16 protein-coding genes are annotated in these 18,350 nt (G+C 36.3%); 9 read left to right on the top strand and 7 right to left on the bottom strand.

Annotation, left to right across the window (positions count from 1 at the left end):
- The first annotated feature begins 243 nt into the window (after positions 1-243).
- From M983_RS07505 to hemN, 4 genes are all read left to right on the top strand, one after another.
- Complete coding sequence (locus M983_RS07505; RefSeq protein WP_066749428.1) at positions 244-918, top strand: CsgG/HfaB family protein; 675 nt, start codon at positions 244-246, stop codon at positions 916-918.
- Between the two features lie 23 nt (positions 919-941).
- Entirely contained in the window at positions 942-1,295 is a 354-nt protein-coding gene (locus M983_RS07500) for a DUF4810 domain-containing protein (protein ID WP_066749426.1), read from the top strand.
- Complete coding sequence (locus tag M983_RS07495) at positions 1,292-1,948, top strand: DUF799 domain-containing protein (protein ID WP_066749424.1); 657 nt, start codon at positions 1,292-1,294, stop codon at positions 1,946-1,948. The genes M983_RS07500 and M983_RS07495 overlap by 4 nt, the downstream gene beginning before the upstream one ends.
- A gap of 861 nt (positions 1,949-2,809) precedes the next feature.
- Positions 2,810-4,183 carry an oxygen-independent coproporphyrinogen III oxidase gene (gene hemN / locus M983_RS07490; RefSeq protein WP_066749422.1) on the top strand — a complete coding sequence of 458 codons (1,374 nt, stop codon included), beginning with the start codon at positions 2,810-2,812 and terminating at the stop codon, positions 4,181-4,183.
- Between the two features lie 37 nt (positions 4,184-4,220).
- On the opposite strand, the gene glnG is transcribed toward hemN, so the two are convergent.
- The 3 genes from glnG to glnA form a co-directional block, all read right to left on the bottom strand.
- A complete protein-coding gene (gene glnG, locus M983_RS07485) occupies positions 4,221-5,642 on the bottom strand; it encodes a nitrogen regulation protein NR(I) (protein WP_066749420.1) in 1,422 nt (473 codons plus the stop codon).
- Positions 5,643-5,652: 10 nt separating this feature from the next.
- On the bottom strand, positions 5,653-6,699 hold the full coding sequence (gene glnL, locus M983_RS07480; RefSeq protein WP_066749436.1) for a nitrogen regulation protein NR(II): 1,047 nt from the start codon (positions 6,697-6,699) through the stop codon (positions 5,653-5,655).
- 167 nt (positions 6,700-6,866) lie between these two features.
- Complete coding sequence (gene glnA, locus M983_RS07475) at positions 6,867-8,276, bottom strand: glutamate--ammonia ligase (protein WP_066749418.1); 1,410 nt, start codon at positions 8,274-8,276, stop codon at positions 6,867-6,869.
- A 358-nt stretch (positions 8,277-8,634) separates the two neighbouring features.
- Here glnA and typA point away from each other — a divergent pair, with 358 nt between their 5' ends.
- From typA to rluF, 5 genes are all read left to right on the top strand, one after another.
- Positions 8,635-10,470 (top strand): ribosome-dependent GTPase TypA, encoded by a 1,836-nt coding sequence (gene typA, locus M983_RS07470; RefSeq protein ID WP_066749417.1) that lies wholly within the window; start codon positions 8,635-8,637, stop codon positions 10,468-10,470.
- A 451-nt stretch (positions 10,471-10,921) separates the two neighbouring features.
- Positions 10,922-11,539: a glucose-1-phosphatase gene (gene yihX / locus M983_RS07460; RefSeq protein ID WP_066749412.1), complete on the top strand. Its 618-nt coding sequence runs from the start codon at positions 10,922-10,924 to the stop codon at positions 11,537-11,539.
- A gap of 67 nt (positions 11,540-11,606) precedes the next feature.
- The gene (gene dtd, locus M983_RS07455) at positions 11,607-12,044 is read left to right on the top strand and encodes a D-aminoacyl-tRNA deacylase (RefSeq protein WP_066749410.1); all 438 of its coding nucleotides are present in this window, start codon (positions 11,607-11,609) and stop codon (positions 12,042-12,044) included.
- A gap of 45 nt (positions 12,045-12,089) precedes the next feature.
- Positions 12,090-13,004 (top strand): fatty acid biosynthesis protein FabY, encoded by a 915-nt coding sequence (gene fabY / locus M983_RS07450; RefSeq protein ID WP_066749407.1) that lies wholly within the window; start codon positions 12,090-12,092, stop codon positions 13,002-13,004.
- Positions 13,005-13,168: 164 nt separating this feature from the next.
- Complete coding sequence (rluF, locus tag M983_RS07445; RefSeq protein ID WP_066749403.1) at positions 13,169-14,047, top strand: 23S rRNA pseudouridine(2604) synthase RluF; 879 nt, start codon at positions 13,169-13,171, stop codon at positions 14,045-14,047.
- A gap of 116 nt (positions 14,048-14,163) precedes the next feature.
- Here the strand turns inward: rluF and M983_RS07440 are convergent, their stop codons facing one another.
- From M983_RS07440 to M983_RS07425, 4 genes are all read right to left on the bottom strand, one after another.
- Positions 14,164-14,403, bottom strand: a complete 240-nt coding sequence (locus M983_RS07440) for a hypothetical protein (protein WP_066749400.1) — start codon at positions 14,401-14,403, stop codon at positions 14,164-14,166.
- 55 nt (positions 14,404-14,458) lie between these two features.
- Positions 14,459-16,135, bottom strand: a complete 1,677-nt coding sequence (locus tag M983_RS07435; protein WP_066749397.1) for an AsmA family protein — start codon at positions 16,133-16,135, stop codon at positions 14,459-14,461.
- A 90-nt stretch (positions 16,136-16,225) separates the two neighbouring features.
- Positions 16,226-16,771 (bottom strand): hypothetical protein, encoded by a 546-nt coding sequence (locus M983_RS07430; protein WP_066749394.1) that lies wholly within the window; start codon positions 16,769-16,771, stop codon positions 16,226-16,228.
- Between the two features lie 138 nt (positions 16,772-16,909).
- Complete coding sequence (locus M983_RS07425) at positions 16,910-18,307, bottom strand: uracil-xanthine permease family protein (RefSeq protein WP_066749391.1); 1,398 nt, start codon at positions 18,305-18,307, stop codon at positions 16,910-16,912.
- Positions 18,308-18,350: the final 43 nt, after the last annotated feature.

Below are 18,350 nucleotides of genomic sequence, written 5' to 3'. Positions count from 1 at the left end.
AATTCTCTATTTGTATTAGATTAAATTTTTCTTAATTTTAAATAGTATTCTTTATTTCCCCTATAGCCAATTACATTTATATTATAGCTACGTTGGATATATGGTAGCCATATAATTAGTATGGTTATTACCATTGGTTTCTATACTAAATAACTAATTATTATCTATTTTTTGAATATTTATTTGATTTCAATAAATTGAATAAATTGTAATGCGTTTATTTCCCTTTTTTAGGTTATTAATATGAATGTAAATAAGTTATCTCTTGGTTTGATTATGATTTCAGCAACATTGCTGGCAGGTTGTGCTTCAGAATCTTCACGTTCATTAGAAGTCGCTAAAGTTGCTACTTATAATACAACTTACTCTGGCCCTAAAAGCGCTATTTCAATTGGTAAGTTTGATAATCGTTCTAGTTATATGAACGGTATTTTTTCTGATGGTGTTGATAAATTAGGTAATCAATCTAAAACAATTTTGATGACGCATTTACAACAAACTGGTCGTTTTAATGTATTAGATCGCGCTAATTTATCTGAACTAAAAGAAGAAGCGAGTATTAAAGGACAAAACCAGCAACTAAAAGGTGCAACTTATGTAATCACTGGTGATGTAACTGAATTTGGTCGTAAAGAAGTAGGCGATCGCCAATTATTCGGTATTTTAGGCCGCGGAAAAGTTCAAGTTGCTTACGCTAAAGTGAATTTAAATGTGGTTAATGTGAATACATCAGAAGTTGTTTTCTCAGCACAAGGGGCTGGGGAATATGAATTATCTAATCGTGAAATTATTGGTTTTGGTAGCACCGCAAGTTATGACTCAACTTTAAACGGAAAAGTGCTCGATTTAGCCATTCGTGAAGCGGTAAATAATTTAGTTACCGGTATAGAAAATAACGCTTGGCAGCCAAGTAAATAATCTTGATTTTATAAGGATATAAAATGTCTAAAGCATTAATCGGTCTTACTTTAGGGGCATTATTACTAACAGGTTGTGCTGGTGGTCAAAAACCACTTTATAACTGGGATAGTTATCAAACAGTGGTTTATCAACGTTATCAAACGGATGGTAGTGATCCTCAAGCACAAATTGATGCATTGAAAAAAAGTATCGAAATATCACGTGCTAAGTCATTGGGTGTTCCTCCTGGATTACATGCTCATTTAGGGATGCTATATGGTGAAACAGGGGCATTAGATTTAGCAGTAGCCGAATTTAATGAAGAAAAAGTACTCTATCCTGAATCAGCAGAATTTATGGACTTTCTGATGAAAAACAAAGGAATGAAAAAATGAGTCGTTTATTTGCTTTAGTTTGTATTGTATTTACTTTCGTTATTTCTGGTTGTGCTCAACCGGTAAAAACAGATTACACCGCATTTAAGCAAAGTAAGCCAAAGAGTATTTTGGTGTTATTACCACAAAACCAAACAACAGAAGTTGAAGCGGGCCACAGTGTTTTATCACAAGTGACTTACCCTTTAGCTGAAGCTGGTTATTATGTTTTTCCTGTTTCCGTTGTTGAAGAAACATTTAAATATAATGGTTTAACAATGGCGGGGGATATCCAAGCGGTATCACCTAAAAAATTACATGAGATTTTTGGTGCAGATTCTGTTTTATATTTAGATATTAAAGAATATGGTACGTCTTACCAGGTAATATCAAGTGACACTCGTGTTACCGTAAGTGCTAAATTAGTTGATTTACGTAATGATGCTGTTTTATGGAGTGGTTCTGCAACAGCATCAAGTAATGAAAATCAAAATAATTCTGGTGGGCTTGTTGGAATGTTAGTCTCTGCTGTTGTTAATCAAATTGTGAATACAGTGACAGATAAAGGTCATGAAGTTGCCGGTGTAACAAGTGTTCGTTTACTTTCAGCAGGTAGTGCTAATAGTATTTTATATGGACCTCGCTCACCTAATTACGCTAAAGAAGCAAATTAACTTTTTGTTATAAATTAATTGTTCTTAAAAGACTCTGTTATAGATATTAAAAAGCAGGGTCTTTTTATTATTTACCTAATATATACGTATTGATTAAATACGTAACTATACATAATCTAGTTATTATTTAAGGCAGAATAAGAAGAAAAATTAACACATTAATATAAATAAGAAGTGAAAATATAATTAGGTATTATTAAAACCATCCGTGGTTGCCAGTCCATTTCCTTCCATAGTGATTAATCCATAATTCGGGTATAAAAGAGACTGATTTAATAAGAGAAAAATTAAAGAGAACAAGATTAGGTATGGGGAGTGCTATCTATCCTTGTAATATAGCGACCTATATTCTTTTAATGACTCTCAAATTATCATCAAAACACGACGTAAATAGATATTAATCAATGTTTAACCCTAGAATATGTAATATTATTTATTAGGTAAAGATTTAATTATAATGATTGTAATAGTCACTATAATTTAAAAGAATAAAACAGTAGTAAAGTTAATATAACGATATAATTAATTAAATTAAATCTTATTTTGAGTAATTTCTTTTCAAAAATATGCTATAAATCTCATCAAAAAATATCATTTATCTATAATAGCTAACTAACTTATTGAATAAATTTGAAATTTTTTACCAGTTCCATTTATTGATAAAATTATTTATTTGTAATGTGACTTATATCACATCATTGTTTTTGATGAGAACGGCTTGCTAACATGAGAAAGAACTTAGTTTAAGATTTTTTCTTTCATATTCAGCAAATCATTTATTGGTTACACTATTATTTCAGAGATGCAAATGTCTGTTGGCTGGTATGACATATCAGCAGTTCACTTTTGGAAGGTAGAGACATGTCAGAACAAACAATTATTTGGGACCTCGCTCTTATCAATAAATATAACTATTCAGGTCCCCGTTACACATCATACCCAACCGCACTGGAATTTAATCAGCAATATGGTGATGATGATTTTATCAAAGCGACACAACGTTATCCTGAACGTCCATTATCTCTTTATATCCATATCCCTTTCTGCCATAAACTGTGCTATTTCTGTGGTTGCAATAAAATCATTACACGCCATAAACACAAAGCAGATGAGTATCTTGATGTTTTAGAAAAAGAAATTATCCATCAATCTCGTTATTTTAAAAATAGAAATGTTACGCAAATGCATTGGGGTGGTGGAACACCGACTTTTCTTGATAAACAGCAGATCAGCCGATTAGTGTCACTTTTACGTGAACATTTTCATTTTGTTGAAAATGCTGAACTTTCTATTGAAATTGATCCTCGTGAAATTGAATTAGATGTTATCGATCATTTACATAATGAAGGATTTAATCGTCTGAGTATGGGCGTACAAGATTTTAATAAAGAAGTGCAGCAGAAGGTAAATCGTGAACAAGATGAAGATTTTATTTTTGCCTTAGTTCAGCGGGCTCGTGAAGTAGGATTTCATTCAACGAGTATTGATTTGATTTATGGTCTACCAAAACAAACAAAAGAACGTTTTGCATTTACCTTACAACGCGTGATTGAGTTATCACCAGATCGCCTTAGTGTATTTAATTATGCGCATTTACCTAATTTATTTGCAGCTCAACGTAAAATTAAAGATGAAGACTTACCGTTAGCAGAAGAAAAACTAGAAATCTTGCAAGAGACGATTTCAACCCTAACAGGTAATGGCTATCAATTTATTGGTATGGATCATTTTGCAAAACCTGATGATGAATTAGCCGTTGCACAGCGTAAGGGCATTTTACATCGTAATTTCCAAGGTTATACCACTCATGAAGAGTGTGATTTATTGGGAATGGGTGTATCAGCTATTAGTATGCTAGGTGATAATTATGCTCAAAATGAAAAAGTACTAAAAGATTATTATGCACGAGTTAATCGTGAAGGTACGGCATTATGGCGAGGATTATCTTTAACTGAGGATGATTGTATTCGTCGTGATGTGATTAAAACCTTAATTTGTAATTTTAGCCTTCATTTTTCTGAAATAGAGAAGTTACATCATATTGTTTTTAAAGATTATTTCAAAGAGGATTTAGAGCTATTAGGTCCAATGAAGGATGATGGGCTAGTGGAAATCACGAAAGAGAGTATTTATGTAACACCGCAAGGCCGTTTACTTATTCGTAATATCTGTATGTGTTTTGATACTTATCTGCGTAATCAAATGCGTCAACGCCAATTTTCTCGTGTAATTTAGCCTAATTATTAATATTAGTTATCAAGGGTATAGAGGCTCAATAGCCCTCTATACCTAACTCTTTAAGTTTACGGGTTAATGTATTTCTACCCCAGCCTAATAAACGTGCTGCATCTTGTTTATGCCCTTGTGTATACGCTAATGCGCTGAGTAAAAGTATGCGTTCAAATTGAGGAAGTGCATCATCAAGAAGGTTTTCTTTGCCTTCACTTAACATTTCATCAGCCCATTGCGCAAGATGGTATGACCAATGTTGAGATGCCTGGCGATTGATATTTTTATTCTTCTCATCAATTTGGCGAATTTCAGGAGGTAAATCTTGTGGCATAATTTCTTGGCTAGCCGTCATTACCGTTAACCAACGACAGACATTTTCTAATTGTCTGACATTCCCTGACCAAGAATATTCCATCATTATGTGTAACGTTTGCTGATGAAGTATTTTAGCTTCTACACCTAGCTCTTTTGCTGTTTTTTGTAAGAAATAACGCGCTAAACTTGGAATATCTTCTGCTCTATCACGTAGAGGGGGTAATTGAATACGAATAACATTTAGTCTGTGATAAAGATCTTCACGAAAATCGCCTTCATTAACGCGTTTTTCTAAATCTTGATGTGTCGCAGCAATAATACGTACATCTACTTTTACGGGTGCATAACCCCCGACACGATAAAATTGTCCTTCAGCAAGGACTCGCAATAATCGCGTTTGAATATCAAGCGGCATATCCCCAATTTCATCAAGGAAAAGAGAACCCCCATTAGCTTGTTCAAAACGCCCTTGACGTACTTGTGAGGCACCTGTAAAGGCTCCTTTTTCATGACCAAATAGTTCTGATTCAATTAAATCTTTAGGGATTGCAGCCATATTTAAGGCAATAAAAGGTGCCAAAGCTCTAGGGCTATGGCGATGCAGGGCATGTGCGACAAGCTCTTTTCCTGTTCCTGACTCACCGTTAATCAATACACTAATTGATGAGCGAGATAAACGACCGATAATACGATAAACCTCTTGCATCGCGGGTGCTTCACCAATCATATCAGAAACAGATTGTAGAGCATTATCTGCGGTATTAGGCTGTTTTTGCTCACGATAGTGAGTAATTGCCCTTTCAATTAACGCAAGCGTTTCATCAATATCAAAAGGTTTAGGAAGATAATCAAATGCACCTTGCTGGTAAGCATTCACGGCAGCATCAAGATCGGAGTGTGCTGTCATAATAATAACAGGGAGTGTAGGATAGTGTTCTTTAATCGTATTGAGTAGAGATAACCCATCAATATCAGGCATACGAATATCAGAGAGTAAAACATCTGGTAGTTCACTATTCAGTGCGCTTAATACATCATTTGCATGCTCAAAGACTCTACATAACATGCCTTCTCGTGTTATTGCACGCTCAAGTACCCAACGAATAGAGTTGTCATCATCAACAACCCATACATTTCCTTTTTGCATTGGCTATCTCCTATTTGATTGGCAAGTAAATTGAAAACTCAGTATTTCCAGGCCAACTTGTAAATTCAATTTTACCTGTATGCTGATCAACCAAACTGCGTGCAATTGATAGCCCTAGTCCATTACCTCCGTCACGCCCACTGACCATGGGATAAAAAAGTGTATCTTGTAAATGAGGAGGAATACCATCACCAGTATCGATAACATCAATGCGAGCTACAAGGCGTTGCCGCTCACCATGAAGTGTCACTTGAAATGCAGTACGTGTACGCAAAATAATTGTTCCACCTGTTTTTTCAACAGCTTGTAACGCATTTCGTGTAATATTCAGTAGCACTTGTTCTATTTGATCAGGATAGTGCGAAAGCTCGGGTAAGCTTGGATCATAATCTTTTAATAAGGTGACATTTTCTGGACATTCAAGGGAGATAAGTTGAGCGACGCGTTCAACTGCATAATGAATACTTTGCTTGGTTTTTGTGCCAGGATGTTGTGGACCAAGCAACCTATCAACCAGCACTCGTAAGCGATCTGCTTGCTCAATAATGACTTGAGTATATTCGATTAGAGCAGGGTCAGGCAGTGATTTTGCAAGTAACTGTGCAGCACCTCGTAATCCACCTAGAGGATTTTTTATTTCATGTGCCAGCCCCCGAACCAATTCCCGCGCAGCCATTTGTTGGGCTTGTTGTATCTGCTCTTGGCTTAACCGACGTTGACTATCCATAGGCGTCAGTTCCAGCAAAATATGTTGTTTGGAAATCGGTTGGGCACTAAGCGACATTGTGTGTGATTGGTTGTTTATTACCAAAATCACTTCGTTATCAGTGAAACTTTGTCCGTTTGCTAAGGCTTCTCGCATTAATTCAGTATCAAAAGAGTAATAACTGAAAAGGGCTGTGAAAGGAGTCTCAAATAGTTTTCGGCGACTTTGTGCTAACATCTGTAATGCTGAATGATTTGCATAACAAATTATAAACTCTTTATTAATTACTAATACGCTATGCAGTAAAGAGTCCAAAATTAATGTGTTATCAGGTAAGTTTGCCGTTTCTATTGCCATATTGATCCCCATTGCACTGTTTTAGTGCATCTTACCTTATTTTGTCTTAGTGAACAGACTTGCTCCTTAAATGGGAGAAAAGTGCCCATCCGAAGACGGGCAAAAATAGCATCAAGGCAAAAATATTAGTCACAGCGCATTTATAATGTTAATTAGTTGAATTAAGCACTGTAATACATTTCAAACTCAAGAGGATGTGGTGCCATACGAACACGTTGTACATCTGCTCTTAATAACGTTAAGTAAGCATCAATAGAATCATCAGTAAAGACGCCACCTTGTGTTAAGAATTCACGATCACTATCTAACGCGTTTAATGCTTCTTCTAATGAAGTTGCGACTGTTGGAATTTCTTTTGCTTCTTCAGGTGGTAAGTCATAGAGGTTTTTATCCATAGCATCACCAGGATGTATCTTATTGATAATGCCATCAAGACCAGCCATTAATTGAGCTGCGAAAGCAAGATAAGGATTTGCTAGAGGATCTGGAAAACGAACCTCAATACGGCGTGCTTTTGTGCTAGCCACTACTGGAATACGAATAGATGCAGAGCGGTTACGCGCAGAATAAGCCAACATAACAGGTGCCTCAAAACCAGGAACTAAACGTTTGTAAGAGTTTGTTGTTGGGTTAGTAAACGCATTTAAAGCGCGTGCATGTTTGATAATGCCGCCAATATAATAAAGTGCCGTTTCAGATAATCCGCCGTATTTATCACCTGCAAATAAATTGACGCCATTTTTAGATAGTGACATATGACAATGCATACCAGAGCCATTATCACCCACTAAAGGTTTTGGCATAAAGGTCGCCGTTTTATTAAATACATGAGCCACATTTTGCACGACGTATTTATAGATTTGCGTTTCATCGGCTTTTTTAGTCATTGTATTAAAGCGAGTCGCAACTTCATTTTGGCCAGCTGTTGCAACTTCATGGTGATGTGCTTCAACAACTAAGCCCATTTCTTCCATGATATTACACATGGTAGAACGAATATCTTGTGAAGAATCAACAGGAGGTAATGGGAAATAACCGCCTTTGACCATAGGTCTGTGGCCTTTATTACCTTCTTCATATTGAGTATTTGTATTCCATGCAGCTTCAATATCATTGATTGCGTATGAAGCTCCTGAAATATCATTTTTAAAACGAATGTCATCAAACAAGAAAAATTCAGGCTCAGGTCCGAATAACACCGTATCTGCAATTTCACAAGATAATAAGTAGGCTTCAGCACGTTTAGAGATAGAACGTGGGTCACGATCATATCCCTTCAATGTACCTGGCTCTAAAACATCACAACGAATAATGAGTGTGGGATCTTGGAAAAAAGGGTCTAACATTGCTGTTGATGCATCAGGCATTAGCACCATGTCTGATTCGTTAATACCTTTCCAACCGCCAATAGAGGAGCCATCGAACATTTTTCCTTCTTCAAAGAAATCATCGTTAACCTGATGGGCAGGGATAGTAATATGTTGTTCTTTGCCGCGTGTATCAGTAAAACGTAAGTCAATATATCTAACTTTATGTTCTTCAATCATGGATAATACATGTTCAAGGGACATAGAAACTCTCCTGGCGAATGGGTTTTATGAGTGCAGTAGCCTTACACATTTTTTGGTGAATTATATGCTCACCAAAATACTATTGCGAAAAGCGTGCCAACTTATCTATAAAGGGATATATACAGTATTCACGAACTTTAGTGTAGAATACCTCATGTGAACCTTTAATTATTGCACAATTTCAGTGCAAATTAAGCCTGTTTGAATGCTCCATTTTGGTGCAATCAACCAATACCACTAAATTCTGAGGCGTGAAAAAGATCACAATTCAATAAATTGCGTATTGTTAAGCAAACATTATTGTGATCTTGTTTAGTCTCTCGTCTAAAGCGTGTACAATAATGCGCTTATTTCTACAATGCCTGAGGCAAATTTTGTGATCGAAAACTTGCGTAATATCGCCATCATCGCCCACGTTGACCATGGTAAAACTACTATTGTCGATAAATTATTACAGCAGTCCGGTACGTTCGGTGAACGTGAGACGCTGGCTGAGCGCGTGATGGATTCAAATGATCTCGAAAGAGAGCGCGGAATTACTATTCTTGCGAAAAATACAGCGATTAAATGGAATGACTATCGTATCAATATCGTAGATACCCCAGGACACGCCGACTTCGGTGGTGAGGTAGAACGTGTTATGTCTATGGTAGACAGCGTTCTATTGCTGGTTGACGCGACTGACGGCCCAATGCCACAAACTCGTTTTGTGACGCAAAAAGCATTTGCTTATGGCCTAAAACCTATTGTTGTTATCAATAAAGTTGACCGTCCTGGTGCTCGTCCTGATTGGGTTGTTGATCAGGTATTTGACCTGTTCGTCAACTTGGGCGCGACTGATGAACAACTTGATTTCCCTATCATCTATGCATCTGCATTAAATGGTATTGCGGGAACTGATTTTAACGATATGGCTGATGATATGACGCCATTATATGAAGCTATCGTTAAATATGTAGAGCCACCGAAAGTTGATCTGGATGGCACTTTCCAGATGCAAATTTCTCAATTGGACTACAACAACTACCTTGGTGTGATCGGTATCGGTCGTATTAAACGTGGTAAAGTTAAGCCTAACCAACAAATCACACTGATTGATAGTGAAGGCAATACACGTAACGGTAAAGTGGGTAAAGTATTAGGCCACTTAGGTTTAGAGCGTATTGAAGTTGATGTTGCCGAAGCTGGTGATATCATTGCTATCACAGGTTTAGGTGAGCTGAATATTTCAGATACTATTTGTGAAGTGGGTGCTGTTGAAGCCTTACCTGCTCTCGCTGTTGATGAACCAACGGTTAGCATGTACTTCTGTGTAAATACCTCTCCATTCTGTGGTCGTGAAGGTAAATATGTGACTTCACGTCAGATCTTAGATCGCCTAAAGAAAGAGCTAGTACACAACGTTGCATTACGTGTAGAAGAAACTGAAGATCCAGATGCATTCCGTGTATCAGGTCGTGGTGAGCTTCACTTATCAGTTCTGATTGAAAACATGCGTCGTGAAGGTTACGAGCTAGGTGTTTCACGTCCTAAAGTTATTTTCCGTGACATTGATGGTCGTAAACAAGAGCCATTCGAGCAAGTCACTATCGATATTGAAGAACAGCACCAAGGTGATGTGATGCAAGCGATGGGTGAACGTAAAGGTGAAATGCGCGATATGTTACCCGATGGTAAAGGTCGTGTGCGTTTAGACTATATCATTCCTAGTCGTGGTTTAATCGGTTTCCGTACTGAGTTTATGACAATGACCTCAGGTACAGGTTTACTGTATGCAACATTCAGTCATTATGATGATGTTCGTCCTGGTGAAATCGGTCGTCGTAACAACGGTGTTATGATCTCTAATGGTCAAGGTAAAGCCGTTGCATACGCGTTATATAGCTTACAAGAGCGTGGTAAACTGTTTGTTACTCATGGTGCTGAGGTTTATGAAGGCCAAGTCATTGGTATTCATACTCGTTCTAATGACTTAACAGTTAACTGCTTAACGGGTAAAAAACTGACTAACATGCGTGCTTCTGGTACTGATGAAGCAACGACATTGACACCACACATCAAACAAACTTTAGAACAAGCTTTAGAGTTTATTGATGATGATGAGTTAGTGGAAGTAACACCGCAATCTATCCGTCTGCGTAAACGTTTCTTATCAGAAAACGATCGTCGTCGTGCTTACCGTAGCAAAGACTAATTCGTTATTTTGATAGCATAATTCTTAGGGCGCTTTAGCGCCCTGAGTTTATTATGTATGACAATGTGGTGGAATAAATGCCACCGCATATGTTTTTCTATTTCACCTTGCGTTTTTCTCTTCTCTTTATCCCAAGCCTTTAATTTACAACGCCTAAGTTGTTTTTGATCTTTGATATAACTAAAGAATTGTATTTTAAACATAATACAACTAACGTGTTGTATATAATCAATTTAATCTTCATTTTATTTTAAACCACAGATGAAAACGATTGATGAGATTGCTCATTATTGGTGACGATTATTTTTACCTTATTTTTCTTTATATTTTCTCTGGTGTTATGTTTTATAAAAAATTAAGAATAATTATTGTGTTTTTTTGAAGTTTAAGCCTGTTCAGTAACCCGATTTATGATTAAAGTAAAACGAGTTTTTTATTATGGAGAGGATTTATGCTTTATATCTTTGATATGGGTAATGTGATTATCGATATTGATTTCAACAGAGTTTTCGCTGTATGGAGTAAACTTAGTGGTGTGCCATTAGCGAATATAAAAGATAACTTTACCGCAGGTGAAAGCTTTAAATTACATGAACGCGGTAATATTAGCGATTTAGAGTTTGCTGAATCAGTCTGTACTGAATTAGGTATCGGATTAAGTTTTGAACAATTCGCTGAAGGTTGGCAAGCGATTTTCATCGCATTACGTCCAGAAGTCATTGATATAATGAATAAGTTAAGAGAGCAAGGACATCGTGTTGTTGTGCTATCGAATACTAATCGCTTACATCAAGATTACTGGCCTCATCATTATCCAGAAATAGCAGCTTCAGCTGATTTCCTATATTTATCTCAAGATATTGGTATGAGAAAACCTGATCCTGAGATTTATAAATATGTTTTACAATCTGAAGATATTTCTGCAGAACATACTGTTTTCTTTGACGATCTTAAAGCCAATGTTGATGCCGCTATTGCTACAGGCATTAAAGGTGTTCATGTTGTTGATAGAAATACAATTATTGATTACTTTAAAGATTATGATTTTTCTCTCCCAGTTGAAGAATAATAAGTATATAAGGGTAACAATAGATTGATTTTGTTATCCTTTTTGTTGATGTATTGAGGAGAGATAAATGATTGCATTAATTCAACGCGTCACTCAAGCCAAAGTTGATATTGCTGGTGATACTGTTGGTGCTATTGAGCAAGGATTACTTGTTTTATTAGGTGTTGAAAAAGACGATAACGAGCAGAAAGCGAAAAGATTATGTGAGAAGGTGTGCGGCTATCGTATATTCAGTGATGAAAATGACAAAATGAATCTGAATGTACAGCAAGTAGGTGGCAAATTACTGGTCGTTTCTCAATTTACGTTGGCTGCTGATACACAAAAAGGAATGAGACCGGGTTTTTCTAATGGCGCACCACCTGAATTAGCCAACACGCTTTATCAGTACTTCGTTAAACAATGTCAGCAACAAGGTATAGAAACACAAACAGGCCAATTTGCTGCTGATATGCAGATTACATTAACGAATGATGGTCCCGTTACCTTTTGGCTACAGGTGTAGCCTGCCAATGTAGCCTAAGGGCATGCTATTAATAGGAGCTTAAATATGTATCATTTACGAACCCCAAAAACACAAGCAGAGTTTGACGCTTATTATATGTTTCGTTGGGAAATGCTTCGTAAACCGTTACATCAACCTGAAGGCTCTGAAAAAGACGGTTATGATTCAATCGCACACCATCAAATGGTGATTGATGAAACAGGAAGTCCTGTCGCCATTGGTCGTCTTTATATTAATGCTGACAATGAAGGTGCAATCCGTTTTATGGCAGTTCGTACTGATGCTCAAGGAAAAGGTCTCGGTACGCTTATTGCGATGGCTCTTGAGTCATTAGCTCGGCAAGAAGGGGTTAAGCGCATTGTTTGTAGTGCACGAGAAGAGTCTGTTCATTTTTTTGAAAAGTTAGGCTATGAAAATAGTGGGTTAGTGACCGGTCCTCAAACAACACCGATAAAACATTACTTTATGAAAAAAAGTATTGAGTCTTTAGATGATATTCTTCATCGTCCTGATTGGTGTGCTGAGTTACAAAAACAATGGCATCAGCATATTCCATTGAGTGAAAAAATGGGATTGCGCATCACTCAATATACGGGCACACGTTTTTATACCACAATGCCAGAATCAGGTAATCAAAATCCTCATCATACTATTTTTGCAGGAAGCCAGTTTTCACTGGCGACATTAACAGGGTGGGGATTAATTTGGCTTTTAATGCAAGAGCATAATTTACAAGGCGATATCGTGTTGGTAGATGCCCATATACGTTACCGTAAGCCTGTTACAGGGCGTCCTGTTGCAATTGCGGATATGGAATATTTAAGTGGTGATTTAGGACGATTAGCAAAAGGTAGTAAAGCGCGTATCAAATTGGATGTTGATATTTGTGGTGATGAAGGTGTAGGCGCAGTCTTTAGTGGGACTTATATTATGCTTCCTTCTCAAAATGAACAATCTTAAATAAATTTATTGAAATATTAGATTTTTCTTTTCCAAAATTATTGTTTTCTCTCTCTTTTTTACATTAAAAAACGGCATAAAAAGTGACCTTATTTTATTGTTGCTATCATAGAGTTTCTATCCCTATCTAATTGATGTATATTTCGCAATTTATGGAGGGAAGCATGGACACCAATTTATCTACTCGTCTTAATAAATATATCAGTGAAAGCGGAATTTGCTCACGCCGTGAAGCAGATCGTTATATTGAACAAGGGCTCGTTGTCGTTAATGGCAAACGTGCTTCTGTGGGTACGCAAGTTTTTGCTGGCGATGAAGTTAAAGTGAATGGACGTTTAATAGAGGCTGAAAATAATTCTGAATTAGTCTTGATTGCTTTGAATAAGCCAGTAGGTATCGTGAGTACGACTGATGATGGCGAAAAAGATAACATTGTTGACTATGTTAATCACAGTACGCGTATTTTTCCTATTGGTCGTTTAGATAAAGACTCTCAAGGGCTGATTTTATTGACTAATCATGGTGATTTAGTCAATAAAATTTTACGTGCTGGAAATGATCATGAAAAAGAATATCTTGTCACGGTAAATAAACCGATAACGGATGACTTTATACGAGGCATGGCTGCTGGTGTTCCTATCATGGGACAAAAAACCAAAAAATGTAAGGTAAAAAAAGAAGCACCAATGGTGTTCCGTATTACCTTAGTTCAAGGATTAAATCGACAAATTCGCCGTATGTGCGAATATTTTGATCATGAAGTAACTAAATTAGAACGTATTCGCATTATGAATGTAGGCTTATCAGGGTTACCCGTTGGTGAATGGCGTGATTTAACTGATGATGAGTTGATTACATTATTTGATGCAATCGAAAAATCGACATCAGAAGCACCAAAACCAAAGCAAAATAAGTCGAAAAAGCAAGCTAGTAGTAACGCAAAAGCGTTAGGTATTCATATCCCTACAACCAAAACAAAAGAGCCAGAGAATAATTCGCGTAAGCGCTTTGTTCAACCTGGACGTAAAAAGAAAAAACGGTAATTAATCCAGATTTCTACCATAAAAAATATTATTAGCACCCTAAAAGTGAGAAATATAAATCTTGTTTTTTTAGGGTGTTTTGCTATTACTTAACACAGATACGCCGTATCATTAAATTAGTCTAAATCAAGCGTATCTAACTTTTTTTGACGACGTTCAAGTACAATCGCTGCAAATTCTGCATCCATAACGCGTTCAATTAATGCATCATAGTCTTGTTTTGAAAGGCAATAGAATAAAGAGGCATGATTATCATCACACACTTCAATAGTGCTGTTCTTTTCAAGCACGTCTAAAGGCGATTGTTGAAAGGTCGTTAATGCTATTTTTTGAGGTGAAAAATTGTCGTCAGACATGATAACTCCACAAATAAGAAAAATGCTTGTAATAAGATCCCATTAATAATAAAAACTATAAATTATCAGTGATTTCACCCTGGCTCATTGTTTCATCGATAAGAATTTGCCCCTCTTGTTGCGCGCAAAGAGAACCGTTTAATGTGGATGAAATAGGGTTAGCTCGTAATTCACCTTTGATTTTTAGCGTAAACTTACCGTTTTCAGTTAACGAAGGTGTTCTCCATCCTAAGCTATTGGGGACTGAAAGTGGAACATTGAGTCCATTTGCAATCAATGAAAAGTGTCTTTGGTTATTTGCTTGGTCAAGTACGGCAGCACCTTGAATAAGCCCACTATCAACAAAAGCAGAGAACGACTTAGCGATTGCTTTGTCTTGTTGTGTCTCAATGGTGAGATCAGGACGTCGTAATTCAATACGATTTAATGTACCGCTGTCCGCATTGAAGGTTGCAGTACCTTGCCATAATCCCCATTCTCCATTTTTTGCCACCATTAAGTTTTGTATATTAGCGGCTAATCCTGTGAATTGAAAAGGAAAATCTGGTGAAATATCAATTAAAATAGATTGGCTAATAGATAATTTTTCGATGTTGATATTTTCAATATTACTCGATTTATCAATAGGTTCAGCGAAGAACGAAAGCCAGTTTTTCGGTAATGTATATAAAATACCCGATAGCGTTGCATTTTTAATCGCTAATGTTTTATCTGCTTTATTCCAATAACCAGACAGTTTAATGATGCCTTTTTCATAGCGTAGGCTTAAATTATCAACATTGAGATGATCATTTTGTTGGTCTAGTTTGGCTATTAGGTCAGTCATATGATTATCGTTAATCACAATATCATCGGCATTAAGCTCACCACGGCTAACAGAAAATGTTTTATCCCACTCTAACTGCGAAAATTGCCCATCAAATCCACTGATTGCCCATTGTTTACCTTCTGCGGTTAAATCAACAATATTGAGGCTATTGATATTAATGGCAGGCGTCTGCTTCATTGACTGTATAAGTTCTGAAAGTGTTTTTGTTGATTGCCAACGAATACCATTCATATAGACGTCATTTAATGTCCAACGATTATTTTGATATTGTCCATTGAAAGATAGTGAACCATTAAGTAACTGAGTCCCTAATTTATCAATTTGGATATGATTAGGTTGATACTCACCAGAAATAATAAAATGATTAAATAGATTATCGTTAATGTGGCCATTGGCAATAGAAAATTGAAAATGACCAGAACCAAAGCTATTTTCCGCTGTAGGCTGCCAAGGTGTGATACCGCCTGTGATTTTCTCAGCAGAAAACGTGATATCTGACTGAGCACTTTGCAGCGTCATATTTTTAAATTGTAAAATATCTGCACTGATAGGTAATGCAGCTATTTTATCTGTGATGACAATCTTGCCATTTTCCAGTGTGATTTTTTGTAGGTGGGTAGGAAAAAGAAAAGATTGCCAATTAAATTTAAGTTGCGCTGAATTAGCAACCAATGTGGTTTTATTTTGTTTTTGATTAATCGACAGCTCATGAATGGTGACTTGTTCAGGCTGGGTAAAGTTATGCTCTATTCCAGAAAAGCGGACATCATAATCGCTATATTGTGTTAGCCATTCGCTAGTTTTTTGAGCGCCCCATTGTGTTTGAACAAAAGCGTAGATCACAATAATAAATAGTATGACTATTAGTATCAGAGATACTAAACTTTTCATCAGCCAGCGCATAAATCCTCTCCGTTTATCCTCCTACAAACCTTCTACAGTTATGCCTGAAAACGGAGGTTGGCTCAAGTGTTCTCTGTGTAACAATGCATCTTAACGCATTGCACTATTGGAAACATCCTCTATTTTTTTAATGAGATCTTCGTTCCTTATTATGTCCTTTTTATCAATAATAATCTGAAGAATACCCTTCACCGAGGAATAGTACTGTTTTTCATCATTAGATAATTTATTTAGTTTAAATTTATTTAAATAATTTATTGATTGGGTAATCATCTCATTGGGTTCTATTCGTCCTGAGCGATAAATATCGTTTATATTAGGCAGTATACTATTTTGATTATATTCAAATTTATATTTAACAAAGTCTTCTTGATCTTTGAGGTGATCGTTATTAAGTGCTGGATTATTTATAAACTTACTTATATCTTCTTGCATATGCTCAAAATTAAATTCTGCAATTGACTTATTGCCTAAACGTGCAAATTTATGATTAATATTAAATATTGAAATAATACAATCTTTTAAATAAGTCAGCTTTTCTCTTATTGTTCTATCATTATTAAGAAAATTTGTTGAAGCGTGTTTTCTTAAATAATCAAGCCCAGCGTTTTTACTTGAAATAACGTATGTAGACATAATATTTCCCAGCCATTATTAACATGAATAAACATATTCATAATGTATCAATAGCGGAAAAATACTTTTATAAAATCACCTTAATGAATAAAACTAAAATAATTAACCGCTATTTTAAAATAGCGGTATAAAATTTATTTAATCATTATTTTCAGGCGGAAAAATAAGATTAAGAATAATAGCGGTAAGTCCACCAGCAGCAATACCGGATGAAAATAATGTTTTCAACCAATCAGGTGCAAATTGCAGAATTTGTGGCTGTTGTGAAACACCAAGGCCAACCGCTAAAGAGATAGCTAATATCATAATTGCTCTGCGGTTTAAGGCTTCTTTTGAAACAATACGTACACCAGAGGCTGCGATAGTACCAAACATAACAAGTGTTGCTCCACCTAATACAGGTTCTGGTATTTTTTGTACAAATTCTGCTACGACAGGAAATAATCCCAATAAAATAAGCATTGTGGCAACAACATAGCCAACATAGCGACTTGCCACACCTGTTAATTGGATAACGCCATTATTTTGTCCAAAGCATGAGTTAGGAAAAGTATTAAAAAAGGCTGACACCATAGAATTGAGTCCATTAGCTAATACACCGCCTTTAATACGCTTCATGTAAATAGGGCCACTAACGGGTTGCTCTGAAACATCGGATGTTGCGGTAATATCACCAATTGTTTCAAGGGACGTTATCATAAAAACTAACATTAATGGGATAAGTAAATGCCAATCAAAAGAAAGTCCATAATAAAAAGGTTCTGGAATAGTCATTATTGGCGCGTTGGAATGCTCTGGTGGTATTGGTAGCATATCTAATGCCCACGCTAACAAATAACCAATAGCCATAGCAATAACTAAAGATGCGACGCGTAGATAAGGATTCTTTTGACGATTAAGCAAAATAATGACAATTAATACAGCGCCTGCTAATAACAGATTTTTCGGTGCACCAAAAGTATTGTTCTCAATAGCAGCATAACCCCCACCAATAGAAGTTAGTCCAACTTGAATTAATGATAATCCAATTATCATAACAACAACCCCAGAAACGAGAGGCGTAATAATCCGTCTTGCAAGGTGTAGAAAACGTGAAAGAATCACTTCTGTTAATGATGCTACCATCAATGTACCAAAAAGCGCTGCCATCATTGTGGGAATATCAGCACCACCGTTTTTAAGCGCTAATCCACCCATAATTAAAGGTGCAACAAAGTTAAAGCTTGTTCCTTGAATAGAAAGTAACCCTGAGCCGATAGGTCCCCATGCGCGAATTTGAATTAAAGACGCAATGCCTGAAGCAAAAAGAGACATGCTAATAATACGTTGAGTATCGTGAGCAGGAAGCCCTAATGCTTGGCAAATTAATATTGCAGGTGTTATCACGGCAACAAACATGGCAAGTAGATGCTGACATGCAGTAAAAAGCGTTTGAGGTAGAGGGGGTTTATCTTCTAATGCAAAAAGAAGTTCGCTATTCGATTTCGTTGAGATTTTACCGTTTTCTACTAAATCTTGTTTTTCTGACGTAACCATGATGTGAATTTCTTCTTTGGCAAAAAGCGTATTTTAATGATCT

This window comes from Proteus myxofaciens ATCC 19692, assembly GCF_001654855.1.
Lineage (GTDB): Bacteria > Pseudomonadota > Gammaproteobacteria > Enterobacterales > Enterobacteriaceae > Proteus > Proteus myxofaciens.
Note: the sequence above shows the minus strand (reverse complement) of the source record. Positions and strands in the feature narration are given on the sequence as shown.

Bases quoted from the DNA above. Each gene is read 5' to 3' on its own strand.
- fabY (WP_066749407.1), top strand. From the start codon at position 12,090: ATGTATCATTTACGAACCCCAAAAACACAAGCAGAGTTTGACGCTTAT.
- M983_RS07430 (WP_066749394.1), bottom strand. From the start codon at position 16,771: ATGTCTACATACGTTATTTCAAGTAAAAACGCTGGGCTTGATTATTTA.
- M983_RS07440 (WP_066749400.1), bottom strand. From the start codon at position 14,403: ATGTCTGACGACAATTTTTCACCTCAAAAAATAGCATTAACGACCTTT.
- M983_RS07435 (WP_066749397.1), bottom strand. From the start codon at position 16,135: ATGCGCTGGCTGATGAAAAGTTTAGTATCTCTGATACTAATAGTCATA.
- dtd (WP_066749410.1), top strand. From the start codon at position 11,607: ATGATTGCATTAATTCAACGCGTCACTCAAGCCAAAGTTGATATTGCT.
- M983_RS07500 (WP_066749426.1), top strand. From the start codon at position 942: ATGTCTAAAGCATTAATCGGTCTTACTTTAGGGGCATTATTACTAACA.
- yihX (WP_066749412.1), top strand. From the start codon at position 10,922: ATGCTTTATATCTTTGATATGGGTAATGTGATTATCGATATTGATTTC.
- rluF (WP_066749403.1), top strand. From the start codon at position 13,169: ATGGACACCAATTTATCTACTCGTCTTAATAAATATATCAGTGAAAGC.
- glnA (WP_066749418.1), bottom strand. From the start codon at position 8,276: ATGTCCCTTGAACATGTATTATCCATGATTGAAGAACATAAAGTTAGA.
- M983_RS07505 (WP_066749428.1), top strand. From the start codon at position 244: ATGAATGTAAATAAGTTATCTCTTGGTTTGATTATGATTTCAGCAACA.
- M983_RS07495 (WP_066749424.1), top strand. From the start codon at position 1,292: ATGAGTCGTTTATTTGCTTTAGTTTGTATTGTATTTACTTTCGTTATT.
- typA (WP_066749417.1), top strand. From the start codon at position 8,635: ATGCCTGAGGCAAATTTTGTGATCGAAAACTTGCGTAATATCGCCATC.
- hemN (WP_066749422.1), top strand. From the start codon at position 2,810: ATGTCAGAACAAACAATTATTTGGGACCTCGCTCTTATCAATAAATAT.
- M983_RS07425 (WP_066749391.1), bottom strand. From the start codon at position 18,307: ATGGTTACGTCAGAAAAACAAGATTTAGTAGAAAACGGTAAAATCTCA.
- glnG (WP_066749420.1), bottom strand. From the start codon at position 5,642: ATGCAAAAAGGAAATGTATGGGTTGTTGATGATGACAACTCTATTCGT.